Source organism: Streptomyces sp. NC-S4, from assembly GCF_054353315.1.
This window is the reverse complement of the sequence record NZ_CM135937.1, coordinates 4696322-4712426: the sequence shown is the minus strand read 5'-3', so window position 1 is coordinate 4712426 and position 16105 is coordinate 4696322. Positions and strand designations below refer to the sequence as shown.

17 protein-coding genes are annotated in these 16105 nt (G+C 72.5%); 13 read left to right on the top strand and 4 right to left on the bottom strand.

Annotated elements, in window-relative coordinates:
• Nucleotides 1–63: 63 nt before the first annotated feature.
• The gene (locus tag ACXNSR_RS21140) at nt 64–729 is read right to left on the bottom strand and encodes a GntR family transcriptional regulator (RefSeq protein ID WP_458637103.1); all 666 of its coding nucleotides are present in this window, start codon (nt 727–729) and stop codon (nt 64–66) included.
• Nucleotides 730–877: 148 nt separating this feature from the next.
• A complete protein-coding gene (locus tag ACXNSR_RS21135; RefSeq protein ID WP_458637102.1) occupies nt 878–2245 on the bottom strand; it encodes an aminotransferase class III-fold pyridoxal phosphate-dependent enzyme in 1368 nt (455 codons plus the stop codon).
• Nucleotides 2246–2424: 179 nt separating this feature from the next.
• On the opposite strand from ACXNSR_RS21135, the gene ACXNSR_RS21130 reads away from it, so the two are divergent.
• The 10 genes from ACXNSR_RS21130 (at nt 2425) to ACXNSR_RS21085 (ending at nt 11947) form a co-directional block, all read left to right on the top strand.
• Nucleotides 2425–3054, top strand: a complete 630-nt coding sequence (locus ACXNSR_RS21130; protein ID WP_458637101.1) for a DJ-1/PfpI family protein — start codon at nt 2425–2427, stop codon at nt 3052–3054.
• A complete protein-coding gene (locus tag ACXNSR_RS21125; RefSeq protein ID WP_458637100.1) occupies nt 3047–3634 on the top strand; it encodes a MarR family winged helix-turn-helix transcriptional regulator in 588 nt (195 codons plus the stop codon). The genes ACXNSR_RS21130 and ACXNSR_RS21125 overlap by 8 nt, the downstream gene beginning before the upstream one ends.
• A 96-nt stretch (nt 3635–3730) precedes the next feature.
• Nucleotides 3731–4129 (top strand): nuclear transport factor 2 family protein, encoded by a 399-nt coding sequence (locus ACXNSR_RS21120; RefSeq protein ID WP_458637099.1) that lies wholly within the window; start codon nt 3731–3733, stop codon nt 4127–4129.
• A gap of 218 nt (nt 4130–4347) precedes the next feature.
• Nucleotides 4348–5415: an alpha/beta hydrolase gene (locus ACXNSR_RS21115; RefSeq protein WP_458637098.1), complete on the top strand. Its 1068-nt coding sequence runs from the start codon at nt 4348–4350 to the stop codon at nt 5413–5415.
• A complete protein-coding gene (locus ACXNSR_RS21110; RefSeq protein ID WP_458637097.1) occupies nt 5408–6616 on the top strand; it encodes an acyltransferase family protein in 1209 nt (402 codons plus the stop codon). Before ACXNSR_RS21115 ends, ACXNSR_RS21110 begins: the two co-directional genes overlap by 8 nt.
• Before the next feature lie 22 nt (nt 6617–6638).
• A complete protein-coding gene (locus ACXNSR_RS21105; protein WP_458637096.1) occupies nt 6639–7958 on the top strand; it encodes a sensor histidine kinase in 1320 nt (439 codons plus the stop codon).
• Nucleotides 7955–8626 carry a response regulator gene (locus ACXNSR_RS21100; protein WP_458637095.1) on the top strand — a complete coding sequence of 224 codons (672 nt, stop codon included), beginning with the start codon at nt 7955–7957 and terminating at the stop codon, nt 8624–8626. The genes ACXNSR_RS21105 and ACXNSR_RS21100 overlap by 4 nt, the downstream gene beginning before the upstream one ends.
• A gap of 89 nt (nt 8627–8715) precedes the next feature.
• The gene (locus tag ACXNSR_RS21095) at nt 8716–10053 is read left to right on the top strand and encodes a sensor histidine kinase (protein WP_458637094.1); all 1338 of its coding nucleotides are present in this window, start codon (nt 8716–8718) and stop codon (nt 10051–10053) included.
• A complete protein-coding gene (locus tag ACXNSR_RS21090; RefSeq protein WP_327736582.1) occupies nt 10050–10709 on the top strand; it encodes a response regulator transcription factor in 660 nt (219 codons plus the stop codon). The genes ACXNSR_RS21095 and ACXNSR_RS21090 overlap by 4 nt, the downstream gene beginning before the upstream one ends.
• A 29-nt stretch (nt 10710–10738) precedes the next feature.
• Entirely contained in the window at nt 10739–11947 is a 1209-nt protein-coding gene (locus tag ACXNSR_RS21085) for a cytochrome P450 (RefSeq protein WP_458637093.1), read from the top strand.
• A gap of 14 nt (nt 11948–11961) precedes the next feature.
• Here ACXNSR_RS21085 and ACXNSR_RS21080 read toward each other — a convergent pair whose 3' ends face one another.
• Complete coding sequence (locus ACXNSR_RS21080) at nt 11962–13572, bottom strand: ABC transporter permease (protein WP_458637092.1); 1611 nt, start codon at nt 13570–13572, stop codon at nt 11962–11964.
• Complete coding sequence (locus ACXNSR_RS21075; protein ID WP_458637091.1) at nt 13569–14462, bottom strand: ABC transporter ATP-binding protein; 894 nt, start codon at nt 14460–14462, stop codon at nt 13569–13571. Before ACXNSR_RS21075 ends, ACXNSR_RS21080 begins: the two co-directional genes overlap by 4 nt.
• A 93-nt stretch (nt 14463–14555) precedes the next feature.
• Between ACXNSR_RS21075 and ACXNSR_RS21070 the strand changes: the two genes are divergently transcribed.
• The 3 genes from ACXNSR_RS21070 (at nt 14556) to ACXNSR_RS21060 (ending at nt 16083) form a co-directional block, all read left to right on the top strand.
• Complete coding sequence (locus tag ACXNSR_RS21070; RefSeq protein ID WP_458643355.1) at nt 14556–15086, top strand: GbsR/MarR family transcriptional regulator; 531 nt, start codon at nt 14556–14558, stop codon at nt 15084–15086.
• 150 nt (nt 15087–15236) lie between these two features.
• On the top strand, nt 15237–15656 hold the full coding sequence (locus ACXNSR_RS21065; RefSeq protein WP_458637090.1) for a helix-turn-helix domain-containing protein: 420 nt from the start codon (nt 15237–15239) through the stop codon (nt 15654–15656).
• 10 nt (nt 15657–15666) lie between these two features.
• Entirely contained in the window at nt 15667–16083 is a 417-nt protein-coding gene (locus ACXNSR_RS21060; RefSeq protein ID WP_458637089.1) for a VOC family protein, read from the top strand.
• The last annotated feature ends 22 nt before the right edge of the window (nt 16084–16105 follow it).

Sequence of the window (16105 nt, the reverse complement as noted above, 5' to 3'; positions counted from 1 at the left end):
GCCGATCAGGCCAGCGTAGTGGGCCGGACACCCTCCGCGAAGGGCTGCGCAGAACCTGGGACCTCAGAGGCGGGCGGCCCAGGCCAGGGCGTGCTCGTTGTAGCCGCGGACGATGCCTCGCACCGCGTCGGCGTCGGCCAGCGTCACCGCGTCCACGAGCTCGCTGTGGCCGTCCCACAGCGCCGCCCTCAGCTGCGGCTCGCGCTGGAGGTGGGGGACGGCGAAGACCCAGCACTGCACGCGGATGCGGTGCAGGAACTCGGAGATGTAGGTGTTGGCGACCAGCCCGCTCAGCTCCCGCCAGAAGCGCAGGTCGTAGCCGATCAGAACTTCGAGCGAACCGCTCTGCGCGGCCCGCCGGGCCTCCTCGCCCCGGCGGCGCACCGAGACCAGCAGCTCGCCGGCGCCGGGGGCGGTGCCGCGCTCGGCGAGGCGCCGGAAGATCCCGTCCACGACGAGCGAGCGGGCCTCGACCATGCCCCGGAAGTCGTCCACGGAGAAGATCCGCACGCGGAAGCCGCGGTGCTGGACCAGTTCGAGCAGCCCCTGGGCCGAGAGGTCCACGAGCGCCTCGCGCACCGGGGTCGCGGAGACCTCGTACTGCTCGGCGATCTGCTTGACGGTGAACTCGGTCCCCGGCGGCAGGCGTCCCGCGAGCACCTCGTCACGCAGCGCGTCCGCGATCTGCTGGCGAAGTGTGTTGCGGGTGACAGCTCCGCTGCCTGGCATAGGGGTCCGTCTCCTGTCGTAGAGCTTGGGACACCATAGGCCAGACAAGGCGGCCGAAAACCGATCGGTAGCCAACCGATATCCGACATCCGCACCCGGTGTGCGGGCGCGGATGTCGGTGCGGGGCGGATCCCGGGTGCGGGCGGGTCTAGGCCTGGCCGGCCGTGGTGTGGCGGTCGGCGACCGTCAGCGCCTCGTCCAGCAGGGCCAGGCCCTCCTTGGCCTCCGCCTCCGTGACGTTGCAGGGCGGGACCACGTGGGTGCGGTTCATGTTCACGAACGGCCACAGGCCCGACGCCTTGCAGGCCGCCGCGAACTCGGCCATCGGCGCGTTGTCCGCACCGGCCGCGTTGTACGGCACGAGCGGCTCGCGCGTCTCCTTGTCCCGTACGAGTTCCAGGGCCCAGAAGGCGCCCAGCCCGCGGACCTCGCCGACCGACGGGTGCCGCTCGGCGATCTCGGCGAGCGCCGGGCCGATCACGTTCTCACCGAGGTGGGCGGCGTGCTCGACGATGCCCTCCTCCGCCATGGTGTTGATCGTCGCGACGGCGGCGGCGCAGGCCAGCGGGTGGCCGGAGTACGTCAGTCCGCCCGGGTAGGGGCGGGTGGCGAAGGTCTCGGCGATGGCGGCCGAGATGGCCACGCCGCCGAGCGGGACGTAGCCGCTGTTCACACCCTTGGCGAAGGTGATCAGGTCGGGGGTGACGCCCCAGTGCTCGGCGGCGAACCACCTGCCGGTGCGGCCGAAGCCCGACATGACCTCGTCCAGGATGAAGACGATGCCGTGGCGGTCGCAGAGCTCGCGCACGCCCGCGAGGTAGCCGGCGGGCGGGGTCATGATGCCGGCGGTGCCGGGCACGCTCTCCAGGATGATCGCCGCGATGGTCTGCGGCCCCTCGAAGGCGATGGTGTCGGCGAGGTGGGCGAGGGCGCGGGCGCACTCCTCGGCCTCGGTGGTGGCGTGGAAGGCGGAGCGGTAGAGGTACGGGCCCCAGAAGTGCACGACGCCGGCGGCGGCCGTGTCGGAGGGCCAGCGGCGCGGGTCGCCGGTCAGGTTGATCGCGGCGGCGGTGGCCCCGTGGTAGGAGCGGTAGGTGGAGAGCACCTTGGCGCGGCCCGTGTGCAGACGGGCCATGCGCACGGCGTTCTCGACGGCCTCGGCGCCGCCGTTGGTGAAGAAGATCTTGTCCAGGTCGCCCGGGGTCCGCTCGGCGATGAGGCGTGCGGCCTCGGAGCGGACGTCGACGGCGAAGCCGGGCGCGAGGGTGCAGAGCCGGGCGGCCTGCTCCTGGATCGCGGCGACGACCTTGGGGTGCTGGTGCCCGATGTTGGTGTTCACCAGCTGGGAGGAGAAATCGAGGAACCGCTTGCCCTCGTAGTCCCAGAAGTACGACCCCTCGGCCCCGGCGACGGCGAGGGGGTCGATCAGGGCCTGGGCGGACCAGGAGTGGAAGACGTGCTTCCGATCTGCGTCCTTCACGGCGGCAAGGGTGTGCGAGGTGACATGAGGGGTCATGCCGTCACGCTAGAAGTGCGCAGGTGGGGCGGGATATCGGCGGACTGTATGGGGGTGGGGGGCCGCTCTCGGCAGTCTGTCTGCGAGGGGGCTCGAACCCCTCCATCAGATTGACAGCATCCTGTCGTTATGACAGTCTATTGTCATAGAGCAGGAACCACGCTGGAGGCGAAAGCACCATGAGCGAGACCCCGCGCAAGCCCGTCCACCTCGCGGTCTACGACACCTACGCGGACTGGGAGACCGGCCACACCACCGCGCACCTCACCCAGCGCGGCCACACCGTGCGCACGGTCGGCCTGAGCGCCGCGGAGCCGGTCACCACCATGGGCGGCGTCCGCATCCAGCCTGACCTGGCCCTGGCCGGCCTGCGACCGGAGGACTCCTCGCTGCTGATCCTCACGGGCGCGTCCCTGTGGGACACGAGTGACGACCTGACGCCGTTCGCAGCCAAGGCGCGGGAGTTCCTGGCCGCCGGGGTGCCGGTCGCGGCGATCTGCGGAGCCACCGCCGGCCTCGCGCGCGAGGGCCTGCTGGACGGCCGGACGCACACCAGCGCCGCCTCCTTCTACCTGGCCGAGCAGCCCGGCTACGGGGGCGCCGAACGCTACGTCGAGGCCGATGCGGTGACCGACGGCGACCTGATCACGGCGGGGCCGACGGAGCCGGTGGCCTTCGCCCGCGAGGTCTTCGCCCGCCTGGACGTCTACAAGCCGGACGTGCTGGACGCCTGGTACGGGCTCTTCCACGACTCGGACGTCAGCGCGTACCCGGTCCTGATGGCGGCGTCGGCGGCCGGCGATGCGTGAGGCGACGCACGAGCCGCTGCCCGCCGGGGGCCTCGCGGACGCCCGTACCGATGTCCGTACCGATGTCCCCACCGATGTCCCCACCGATGTCCGCACCGACGCCCGTACCCAGCAGGACCTGCTGAGCCGCACCGCGCTCGGGGTGTTCCGGCTGAACGGCCAGTTCCTCGCCATCTCGGAAGAGCTGGCCAAACCGGCCGGGCTGACGGCCGCCTGGTGGCAGGTCCTGGGCGCGGTACTGCGGGAGCCGCTGCCCGTCGCGGGCATCGCCCGGAACATGGGCATCACCCGGCAGAGCGTCCAGCGCATCGCGGACCTGCTGGTCGCCAAGGGCCTTGCGGAATACGCCCCGAACCCCGCACACCGGCGGGCGAAGCTGCTGCGGCCCACGGAGGAGGGGCGCAGCGCGGTGGACCGGATCGGCCCGGGCCACGCGGCCCTGGCGGCCCGCCTCACCGCGGAGCTGGGCGATGCGGCCTTCGCGGAGACGGTCCGCGCCCTGGAGCGGCTGGCCACGGCACTGGACGCGCTGGAGTCCGCCGCGCCGTCGGCCGGCGTCCCCGCACCCGCGCCGGAGTAGGTGCCGCGAAGGCCCGCGGCAGGCGATTGTGTCGAAGTCAATAAGCCTGCACGCAAAGCTTGTTACGTATAACGGGGCTGCCGGACACTGCGGCACATGGAGCCGTTGAGGGTAGTGGCACAACTGTGGGAGCGGATCGGGGCACGCGACTGGGACGGTGTGGCCGGGCTCATCGCCGAGGACGCTGTCATCGAATGGCCCGTGAGCGGTGAACGCATCGTGGGGCGCGCCAACTTCATCGCCGTGAACAGCGACGACGGCTACCCGGACGAGCGGTCCGTGCGATCCGTGGAACTCCTGCGGATCCTGGCCGACGGGAACCTCGTGGTCACCGAAGTGGAGATACCTCAGGACCACGTCGTCTACCGGGCCGTCTCCCTCTGGACCGTGCGGGACGGGGAGATCGTGGGGGCGAGGGAGTACTGGACCAGCCCCGGCCAGGACCCGGCACCGTGCTGGCGGGCGGGCTACGTCGAACCCCTGGTGGCGGACTGAGCCGCGTGTTCACCGCTCTTCTCAGCGCGACCGGGGTCCTGGCGCCCCTCGCCCTCGCCCCCGGCCCGGACATATGGCTCGCAGGTTTCCCCCGTCATACCTGAGAGCTACGCGCGAACACGGCTCCATGGCGTGACGCCGACCACGGGCCGGGATTTCTAACTTCGGTAGCAGAGAAGAGCGTTCACGGCTCTTCCGGCGACCGAGGGAAGAGGACCATGGCAACGGCAACGGGGACGGGGACGGGGACAGGAGCGGTACCGGGGACGGCGACGGGGACGCGGACCGGGACCGCGGGAGGGACCTGTGGGTCCGGCACGGCGCTCGCCACGGGGAGGGCGGGCTCCGGCGGTGGCCGGCTGCGCCGCGGCCTGCTGGCCGCCCTGGTCGCCGCGGCCGTGGTGGTCCCCGTGTCCGCCGCGGCCTCCCCGAACGTCCCGGCCCCCGCGCCCGCCACGTTCTCCGAGAGCGACACGCCCCGCAGCCGGTACGCCGCCAACAGCGCCAACCTCGCCGAGGCGGTCCGTACCGCCGAGGACGCCGACCGCCCCGGCCGGGCGGCCAGGCTGCGCCTCATGGGATCGGCCGGAGCTGCCCGGTTCCTCACCTTCGACGGGCGCGGAAGGGGCCGCGCCGTCGAGGTGTTCGGCGAGCTGGAGAGCGCCGACCGGGTCGCCGTCCTGGTGCCCGGGTCCGACACCACGCTGGACACCTACGAGCGGTTCCGTGCCGGGGCCCTCTCCCTCCAGCAGCGCCTGCAGGCCGAGCATCCGCGCTCCGCCGTGGTCGCCTGGCTCGGGTACGACACGCCCGGCACGGTGAGCACCACCGTCCTGAGCGCCGACCGGGCCGACGCGGCCGCCGGCGAACTGGCTCCCTTCCTGGACCGGTTGAGCGGCATATCGGGTCCCGGTGCCCGGATCTCCCTCCTGTGCCACTCCTACGGCTCCGTGGTCTGCGCCCGGACCGCCACCGGATCCGCGGTCGGCGACATGGCGCTGTTCGGCAGCCCGGGCACCGGGGCCGGGTCCGCCCGTGAGCTGCCGACCGGGGCCCGGGTCTGGGCCGGCCGGGGCAGCAACGACTGGATAGGCCACGTCCCGCATGTGCGGTTCGGCGGGATCGGTTTCGGCACCGACCCGGTCGACCCGGCCTTCGGGGCCCGGATCTTCGCCGCCGGTGCCGTCGGGCACAGCGACTACCTGGGGCCGGGCACCGAGTCCCTCGACAGCCTGGCCCGCATCGTCCTCGGCACCACCCCCGTATCGGAGGCCGACCGTGGTTGAGTTGCGCACCCGCTGGTCCACCCTGGCCGCGGGCATGGAGGCCGCCACCCCGGCCGAGCGTGACCGGGCCGTGGACGCGCTGCGGGCCTTCGCGATCCTCGGCGTCGTCCTCGGCCACTGGCTGGTCACCGCGCTGACCGCACGCGACGGCGCTCTGAGCACCACCAGCCCGCTGGTACACCTGCCGTGGCTGGCGCCGGTGTCCTGGGTGTTCCAGACCCTGTCCGTCTTCTTCCTGGTCGGCGGCCATGTCGCCGCCCGCGGCTACGCGTCGGCGCGCGAGCGCGGGCTCTCGTACGGCGCGTGGGCCGGTCAGCGGCTCGGGCGGCTGTTTCGTCCGGTCGCCGCCGTGCTGGTGCTCTGGACGGTCGTCACGGCCGGAATGCTGCTCGGCGGGGCGGAGTTCGCCACTGTCCGGTCGCTGGTCAAGCTGGTGCTGTCGCCGCTGTGGTTCCTGCTGGTGTTCGCCGCGCTCACCGCCGCGACCCCGCTGGTGGCCCGGCTCAGCCCGCTGTGGCCGCTGGCCGTGGTGGCTGCCGTCGACGTGTGGCGCTTCGGGCTGGACGGCCCCCAGTGGATCGGCTGGGTCAATGTGGCCGCCGGCTGGCTCGTCCCCTTCGCCCTGGGCGCCGCCTGGTCACGCGGGGCGTTCGCCCGGCGCGACCGGGCGCTGATCCTGCTCGGCGCGGGCGCCTCGGCCACGGCAGCGCTGATCCTCTGGGGCGGGTACCCGGCGTCGATGGTGGGTGTCCCCGGGGCCGCCGTGTCGAACCTGAACCCGCCGACGCTGGCCGCGGCCGCCTTCGGGCTGGCCCAGTGCGGGCTGGCCCTCCTGGTCCGCGAGCCGCTGGCCCGGGCGATGCGGCGGCCGACGGCCTGGGCGAAGGTGGCCCTGGTGAACCTCTCCGCCATGACCGTCTTCCTGTGGCACCAGACCGCCATGATGGCCGTCACCGCCCTCGGGCTGCTGGTCTCGGCCGACCTGCCCGGGCTGCACACGGTGCCCGACTCGGCGGGCTGGATGGCGGCCCGGCTGCTGTGGCTGCCCGTGTTCGCCGCCGCGCTGTCGCTCTGCTGGGCCGCGTTCCGTGTCCACGAGCAGGCCTCCCGCCGTCCGGAGCCGTCGCGCACCGCCGTCGCCCGTACCGCCGCTGTCCCCCGCCCCGGGACCGACCCCGCCAAGGAGATCATCCATGTCTAGGGCCCGCCTTAGCCTGGACGGCGTGAAACAGCAGACCGAGCCGCCCGCCGCCGAAGTCCGCACACGCCTGCCGCGGGGCCTGGCCCGGGAGTTGTTCACCCTGCGGCGGGACCCGCTGCCGAAGCTGTCGCGGCCGCGCTGGCTGGCCTGGCTGCCGCATGTGGTCCTCTGCTACGTCGCCATTCCCTGCGGTGTCCTGACGGGGATGCAGCTGAACGACCACTACAAGGTGTTCGGTTCGGCCGTGGTGGTGCTGTCACTGCTGACCTCCGCGTCCGTCGTGCTCAGCATGTTCCGGCCGGTCGCCGCCTGGTGGCTCGGGCTCGTCACCGCCGGCCTGGTCGCCTGGGCCATCCACGACCACGTGGGCCATGGGCAGTCCTGGCCCTGGACACCGGCCGGGCCGTTCACGCTCGCGCCCGTGCTGCTGATGGTGGCCCTGCGGGTGCCGCCCCGCGTGACCGCCTCGGTCATCGGCATCACCCTCACCCTCAACGGACTGGCCGACGTCGTCCTCAGGCCGCCGCAGAGCCAGACGATCATCGGCGGCGTGGCCCTCCTCTTCGGGTTCGTGGGGATCCTCGGCTACGCCCTGCGGGCCACCCGCCTCGCCCGCGGCAAACTCGTCGAACAGGAGACCCTCACCGAGGAGGAGCGGGCCCGGCGCACCCTGCTGGAAGAGCGCAGCCGGATCGCCCGGGAACTGCACGACGTCGTCGCCCACCACATGTCGGTGATCTCCATCCAGGCGCAGGTCGCCCCGCACCTGGTGGAGAACCCGTCCGAGGAACTCAAGGAGAACCTGGCCGGCATCCGGGAGAACGCGCTGGAGGCGCTGACGGAGCTGCGGCGGGTGCTGGGCGTGCTGCGGTCCGAGCGGCCCGACGATCCCGCGAACCCCCACCATCCGCAGCCCACCCTCGCCGAGCTGGACGGCCTCGTGGACAACGTGCGGGGGGCCGGGCTCGTCGTCACCACCGAGATCGCGGGGATACGGAGGCCGCTGACCCCGGGCGTGGAACTCACCGCGTACCGGATCGTGCAGGAGGCGCTGAGCAACGCTCTGCGCCATGCGCCCGGTTCGCGGGTGGAGGTGGGCATCGCGTACGGGCCGCGTGATCTGCACCTGTGCGTCGCGAACAGCGCCCCGACCCGGCCGGCCCCGCCCTCGCCCGGCGCGGGGCACGGGCTGCTGGGGATGCGGGAGCGGGCAGGCATGCTGGGGGGCGAACTGGCCGCCGGCCCGCGCCCCGACGGGGGGTACGAGGTGAGCGCCGTACTCCCGATGGACCCGCAGGATCTGCCCGCGGTCCCCGACTCCGAGACGAAGAGGGCTTCATGAGCACCCCGATCAAGGTGATGATCGCCGACGACCAGATGATGGTCCGGCAGGGCTTCACCGTGCTTCTCAACGCGCAGCCCGACATAGAGGTCGTCGGGCAGGCGGTGGACGGGGCGGACGCGGTCGCGAAGGTGGCCGAGCTGGCCCCGGACGTGGTGCTGATGGACATCCGGATGCCCGGGATGGGCGGGATCGAGGCCACGTCCGTCATCACCGCGGTACCGGACGCCGCGGTGAAGGTGCTGGTGCTGACCACCTTCGATCTCGACGAGTACGTGTACGAGGCGCTGCGCGCCGGAGCCTCGGGGTTCCTGCTCAAGGACGCGTCCGCCGACCAGCTCGCCGAGGCGGTGCGGGTGGTGGCGGCCGGCGAGGCGCTCCTCTCGCCGAACATCACGAAGCGGCTGATCACGGAGTTCTCCCGGCTTGGAGCGCCGCGCGCGCCGTCGCGGACCCGGATCGAGGCACTGACCGAGCGGGAGACGGAGGTGCTGTCGCTGATCGCCCAGGGCCTGTCGAACGCCGAGATCTCGGAGCACCTCGTGCTGGCCGAGCAGACGGTGAAGACGCACGTGAGCCGGATCCTGGTGAAGCTGGGCCTGCGGGACCGCACGCAGGCCGCGGTGTTCGCGTACGAGACGGGTCTGATCCGCCCGACGGGCTACTGACCGGACCCGGGTAGTACTTGAGAGGGACCCCGGGAAATCCCCATCAGCGGCGACGCGGACGAGGCCGGTACAGACCTACCGTGGGGTGTATGACCGAGACGACCACCGGGGGGACATCCCGGGCACCCGAGTTCCGACTGGCGTCCGAGGTGATAGCGACCCTTCGCCGGGACCTCGTCACCGATGCCTTCGCCTACCGGCCGCTGCCGCTGGCGGGCACCTCCGGGCGCTTCGTGCGCCGGCTTCCCGGGGTGCTGCGCCGGTACGCGCCGTGGCGGCGCCATACGGCGGTGGGGGTCCTGGCCTTCTTCGTCGGGATGGTCGCGCTGAATACGCAGTCGGAGGCCTGGGGCGACCTGGGGCCGATCGCCATGGCGGTGCTGACCGCGACCCCGGTCCTGATGACACTGGTGCGGCCGGTCGGCGCGTGGTGGGCTGCCATCGCGATGACGGTGGTGACGGCCGGCATCGGCGGGGGTTACGACTGGCCGTGGACCGGCGGCAGTTTCCTCGCGTACATCCTGGTGATGTTCCTGGTCACGCTGCGGACCGGACCCCGCGTGGCGGCCTGGATGTGGGCGCTCACCCTCGTACTGGGAACCGCGATCTCCGTACTGTTCAACGGCCGCTGGGGGTCGAACCTGCCCGAGATGGCAGTGGCTTCGGCCTTCGCCCTGGTGATCGCCGGCAGTATCCGGATACGCCGTGACGCCCGGGCCGAGGTGAGCGCGCAGCAGGAGGTCACGGCCGTCGAGCGGGACAAGCGGACACTGCTGGAGGAGCGGACCACGATCGCGCGGGAGCTGCACGATGTGGTGGCCCACCACATGTCGGTGGTGGCGATCCAGGCGGAGGCCGCGCCGTACCGGGTGAAGAACCCGCCGCCGGAGCTGGAGGCGGCGTTCGTCACCATCCGGGAGAACGCGGTGGCGGCCCTGACGGAGCTGCGTCGGGTGCTGGGCGTGGTGCGCTCCGCGGACTACGAGGCCCCGGACGCCCCGCAGCCGACGCTCGCCTCGCTGGAGGGGTTGCTGGCCAATGTTCGGGATGCCGGGCTGAGCGTGGAGAAGACGATCACGGGCTCGGTGCGGGAGCTGCCGCAGGGCGTGGAGCTGTCGGCGTACCGCATCATTCAGGAGGCCCTCAGCAACACGCTGCGGCACGCTCCGGGAGCCGCGGCCGAGGTGGAGGTCTCGTACGTGCTGGGCGGCCTGGGCGTACGGATCGTCAACGACCGGGCGACCGGGGACGCGCGGCCCTCACCGGGAGCCGGGCACGGGATCACGGGTATGCGGGAGCGGGTCGCCATGCTGGAGGGCGAGATGACGGCCGGCCGGACACCGGCGGGCGGATATGAGGTGGCGGTGTTCATACCGGTGCCCCACCGTGCGGAGCCGGCGCCGGATCCGCGGGAGGGGAAGGCATGACGATCAGGGTCCTGATCGTCGACGACCAGGCGATGGTGCGCGAGGGGTTCTCCGTTCTGCTGAACGCGATGGACGGCATCGAGGTGGTCGGCGAGGCGGTGGACGGCCGGGAGGCCGTCGAGCAGGTGGCGGCGCTGCGGCCGGACGTGGTGCTGATGGACATCCGGATGCCGCGGATGAACGGACTGGAGGCCACGCGGGAGATCGTGGCCGCCGACACGGACGCGAAGGTGCTGGTCCTGACGACCTTCGACCTCGACGAGTACGTGTACCAGGCGCTGCGGGCCGGCGCCTCCGGCTTCCTGCTCAAGGACGCGTCGGCCCGTCAGCTGGCCGACGGGGTCCGGGTGGTGGCGGCCGGGGAGGCCCTGCTGGCGCCCTCGGTGACCAAGCGGCTGATCGTGGAGTTCTCGAAGATCTCCGAGGCCCGCAAGCTGGCGGACCCGGCGGGCGCGGGCGAGCTGACGGAGCGGGAGACGGAGGTGCTGGTGCTGATCGCGCAGGGGCTGTCCAATGCGGAGATAGCCGACCGGCTGGTCGTCGCCGAGTCGACCATCAAGACCCATGTGAGCCGGATCCTGGTGAAGCTGGGCCTGCGGGACCGGACACAGGCGGCCGTCTACGCGTACGAGACCCGTTTGGTGACACCCGCCTGATCGGACTCCGCCGGCCTTAGGGTGCGGGGATGGGCTTTGATCCGTGGGATGCCGCGTTCGTCGCCGATCCGTATCCGGCGTACCGGGAGTTGCGGGAGCAGGGGCGGGCCGTGTGGTGCGAGGCCACCGGGCAGTGGCTGGTGCCGCATTACGCCGATGTGAGCGCGCTGCTGCGGGACCGGCGGCTGGGGCGGACCTACCTCCACCGGTTCTCGCACGAGGAGTTCGGCCGCGAGGCGCCGCCGCCGGAGCACGAGCCCTTCCACGTGCTCAACGGCAACGGCCTGCTGGACCTGGAGGATCCCGCGCACGCGCGGGTGCGCAGGCTGGTGGCGAAGGCCTTCACCCCGCGGACGGTGGAACGGCTCGTGCCCGCCGTACGGCGGCTGGCCGGGGAGCTGGTGGGGCGGCTGCGTGCGGACGGGGGCGGGGATCTGCTCACCGTCGTCGCCGAGCCGCTGCCGGTCGCGGTGATCGCGGAGCTGCTGGGCGTGCCCGAGGCGGACCGGGGGTTGCTGCGGCCCTGGTCGGCGGACATCTGCGGGATGTTCGAGCTCCGGCCGGACGAGGAGACGGCGCGGCGCGCGGTGCGGGCGAGCGTCGAGTTCAGCGCCTACCTCCGGGGGCTGATCGCCGAGCGGCGCAGCCGCCCCGGGGAGGATTTGATCTCCGGCCTGATCGCCGCCCACGATGAGGAGGGGCGGCTCAGCGAGCAGGAGATGATCTCGACCTGTGTGCTGCTGCTGAACGCCGGGCACGAGGCCACCGTCAACACGACGGTCAACGGGTGGTGGGCGCTGTTCCGCAATCCCGCGCAGCTCGCCGCGCTCCGCGGGAGTCGCGATCCGGAAAAGTTGTCCACAGCTGTGGATGAACTCATGCGGTACGACACCCCTCTCCAGATGTTCGAGCGCTGGGTGCTCGACGACATCCGGATCGGTGACACGGTCATCCCCCGCGGGGCCGAGGTCGCGCTGCTCTTCGGGTCCGCGAACCGGGATCCCGCGCGCTTCGACGATCCCGACGCGCTGGACCTCGTACGGGCCGACAACCCGCACCTGACCTTCGGGGCCGGGATCCACTACTGCCTCGGGGCGCCGCTGGCGCGCCGGGAGCTGGAGGCCTCGTTCGGGGCGCTGCTGGCGGACGGAGTCCCGCCACTGCGGCTCGTCGAGGAGCCGCGGTGGCGGGACGGGTACGTCATCCGGGGGCTGGAAGAACTGCTGGTGGAGTTCTAGGCAGGGGCAACCGCCTAGGCGATCATGTCGCGGCGGCGCAGGGTGCCGAGGCCCGCCGCCGTCAGGGCCACCGCCAGCGCGGTCAGGACCAGCAGCGGCGCCGGGTCCAGGGCCTGCGCGCCCGGGAGCCGGGGCAGGTGGGCGAAGGGCGAGAGGTTCAGGACGGCCTGCGGGAGGTTCAGCGCCGGGCCGACCCACCCCAGGGCCAGCACGCCCCCGGCCACCGCCCAGGCGGCCGCCGCGTACTGCGGGACCGCGCCGTACAGCAGCGCCGCCAGCGCCCCGATCAGCCACACCGCCGGGAGCTGGGCGAGCGTGGCGCCGATCGCCGCACCCGGCTCCCGGCCGTGCCCGAGACCGAGGCCGAGCCCCGCCAGCAGCAGGATCAGCGCCGAGCCGCCGAAGGCCACGGCCAGGTGGCCGCCGGCCCAGCGCAGCCGGCCGACCGCGTTCGTGAGCAGCGGCTCCGCTCGCCCGCCCGACTCCTCACCGTTCAGGCGGAGCACGGAGGAGACCGCGTACAGGGCGGCGACCATGCCGAACATGCCGGCCATCGTGGCGAGGAAGGCGTCGGTGAGCGCACCCTGCGCCCCCGCCCCGGCCTGCCCTGCCTGGCCGGCCTGGCCGCCCATCCGCTCGATGATCTCGCGGGTCCGGTCGTTGTCGCCGACCAGGTCCGCGGCGCCGTCCGCCATCCCGCCGAAGACGACACCGGCGATCAGGAAGCCCGCGCTCCAGCCCAGTACGCTGCCGCGCTGCAGCCGCCAGGCCAGCGCACCCGCCGTGCCCAGGCGTCCCTCGGCCGGCCCGGGCCGCGACGGCAGGAAGCTCATGCCCAGGTCGCGGCGCCCGGCCAGGGCGTACGCGGCGGCGGCCTGCACCGCGGTGGCGGCGGCGAACAGGAGGAGCACCCACCAGCGTTCGGCGGCGAAGGCCCGGACGTTCTCCACCCAGCCGAGCGGCGAGGCCCAGGTCAGGACCGACCGCCCGCCCCCCGTACCGGCGTCGCCCGCGGCCTTCAGGACGAAGGCGGCGCCGAGCACGGCGGCCGTGATCCCCTTGGCGGCCCGGGCGCTCTCGGTCAGTTGGGCGGCGATGGCGGCCGTGCAGGCGAAGAACATCCCGGTGGCCGCGACGGCCAGGCCGAGGGCGACCGCTCCGGGCGCGCCCTGCCCGGCGAGACCGCCCGTCACGAGCAGGGCGACACAGGCGTTGGCCACGAGGGCGGCGAGCAGGGCGGCGGTCAGCGGGGCCCGCCGCCCCACCATCGCGGCGGAGAGCAGTTCCTGACGGCCCGTCTCCTCCTCCTCGCGGGTGTGCCGGACGACGATGACCAGGCTCATGGCCGCCGCGAGGACGGCGGCGTAGACGCCGGCCCGCCAGGCGGTCAGGGCGCCGAGCGATTCGCCGAAGACCGGTCCGTACAGGGCGCGCATCGAGCTGTTGGCGTCCATCGAGGCGGCGGCCCGGGCGCGTTCGGCGGCGGTGGCGTACACGCTGCCCAGCGAGCCGGGCATGCTCACCACCATGAGCGTGGCGACCAGGGTCCACACCGGCATCATCACGCGGTCGCGGCGCAGGGCGAGCCGCAGCAGCGCCCCGGTACCGGCCAGTTGGATCTTCATCGGGACGCCTCTTCGGTGTAGTGGCGCAGGAAGAGCTCCTCGAGGGTGGGCGGGGTCGAGGTCAGCGACCGCACCCCCGACGCACTGAGGGAGCGGAGCACCGCGTCCAGCTTGTCGGTGTCGGCCTGGAGGCGGACCTTCAGCCCCTGCACCTGGACGTCGTACACGCCCGGCAGGTGTGCGAGGCCGTTCGGCGGGGCGGCCAGCTCGGCGCTGATCGACGTCCGGGTGAGGTGGCGGAGTTCGGCGAGGGTGCCGGTCTCCACGGTGCGGCCCTTGCGGATGATGCTGACCCGGTCGCAGAGGGCCTCGACCTCGCTGAGGATGTGCGAGCTGAGCAGGATGGTGCGCCCGGCGGCACGCGCCTCGGCGACGCAGTCCTGGAAGACCTCCTCCATCAGCGGGTCGAGGCCGGAGGTGGGTTCGTCGAGGACGAGCAGTTCGACGTCGGAGGCGAAGGCGGCGACGAGGGCGACCTTCTGCCGGTTGCCCTTGGAGTACGTGCGCCCCTTCTTGGTGGGGTCCAGCTCGAACCGCTCGACGAGCTCGGCGCGCCGGGTCCGGTCGAGACCGCCGCGGAGTCGTCCGTAGAGGTCTATGACCTCGCCGCCGGAGAGGTTGCGCCACAGGGTGACGTCTCCGGGGACGTAGGCGACGCGGCGGTGGAGGGCGACCGCGTCGGCCCAGGGGTCGCCGCCGAGGAGCTCGGCGGTGCCGGAGTCGGCGCGCAGCAGGCCCAGCAGGACCCGGATGGTGGTGGACTTGCCGGCGCCGTTGGGGCCGAGGAAGCCGTGGACCTCGCCGGTGGTGACCGAGAGGTCGAGTCCGTCCAGTGCGCGGGTGCGGCCGAATGCCTTGTGGAGGCCGGCAACGCTGATTGCCTTCGTCATGCTTCCGAACGTACGCTACTTTCACAAATTTGTGAAGCTTGAGAATCTCAGGAATCGCGTAAAGTCGGGAAGGTGGCAGATGACATGGCGGACATGGTGAATGCGGACGCGGGGACCGGCGCGGGGACCGGCACCGACACCGACGACGGCGCCCGGGACGGCGACGCCGTCTCCCGCTTCGTCGAGCGGTTCGCCGCGCAGCTGACCGAGGCCGGGATGCAGCGGATGGCCGCGCGCGTCTTCGCCCAGCTGCTGGCCAGCGACGGCGGCGCGATGACCTCGGCGGAGCTGGGCGAGGCCCTGCGGATCAGCCCGGCCGCGGTGTCGGGCGCCGTGTCCTACCTGACGCAGGTCAACATGGTCAGCCGCGAACGCGAGCCGGGCTCGCGCCGCGACCGGTACGTCCTGCACAACGAGCTCTGGTACGAGACCTTCACACGCCGCGACCAGGTCCTGACCCTGTGGGAGAAGACCCTGCGCGAGGGCGCGGCCACCCTCGGCACGGACTCTCCCGCCGGGGCGCGCATCGCGGAGACGGCGGCCTTCTTCGAGTTCATGCAGGGCGAGATGCTGGGCCTGATGGACCGCTGGCGGGCCCACAAGGCGACGATCGGCCTCGCCTGAACCGGCCCGGGCCGACCCGGACCGGCTTGGACCGGCTTGGACCGGCCCGGACCGGCCCGGGCTGGCCGGTGCGGCCGATCACCCGATGATCGGATCCGGAAGCACCGGTACCCGCAGACGGGACACCTCCTGCGTGCCATGCTGGAACGCATGAACCTGGAGGACCTGGTACGGCTGCGCCGCGCCCGGGACATGATGGACCGCGAGTACGCCCAGCCGCTCGACGTCCAGGCACTCGCGAACGCCGCCCTCATGTCGTCGGGACACTTCTCCCGCAGCTTCCGCACCGCCTTCGGGGAAACCCCGTACAGCTACCTCATGACCCGCCGCGTCGAACGCGCGAAGGCGCTGCTGCGCCGCGGGGACATGAGCGTGACGGAGGTCTGCTTCGCCGTCGGATGCACCTCGCTGGGGTCCTTCAGCTCGCGCTTCACCGAACTCGTCGGCGAGACCCCCAGCGCCTACCGGGCCCGCAACCACGACGACGGCGCGGCGATCCCGGCCTGCGTCGCCAAGATCCTCACGCGACCGGTCAGGATCGGAGAAGCGAAATCCGCACCCTCCTCGTAGCGTCGACGGCATGGACATCAAGCTCTCGCAGTGCTTCATCGCAGTCGACGACCACGACAAGGCGCTCGCCTTCTACCGCGACATCCTCGGCCTGGAAGTCCGCAACGACGTCGGGTTCGAAGGGATGCGCTGGGTGACCGTCGCCTCCCCCACCCAGCCGGACGTGGAGATCGTCCTCGAACCGCCGCTCGCCGACCCGGGCGCCTCGGCGGCCGACCGGCAGGCCATGGCGGAGCTGCTGGCCAAGGGCCTGCTGCGCGGCGTGATCTTCTCCACCGACGACGTCGACGCGACCTTCGAACACATCCGGGCCGCCGGCGGGGAGGTGCTGCAGGAGCCCGTCGACCAGCCGTACGGCGTCCGCGACTGCGCCTTCCGGGACCCGGCCGGCAACATGCTCCGCTTCAACCAGCCCCGTAAGCCCTGACCGCCGACCGCCGCAGGAGTCC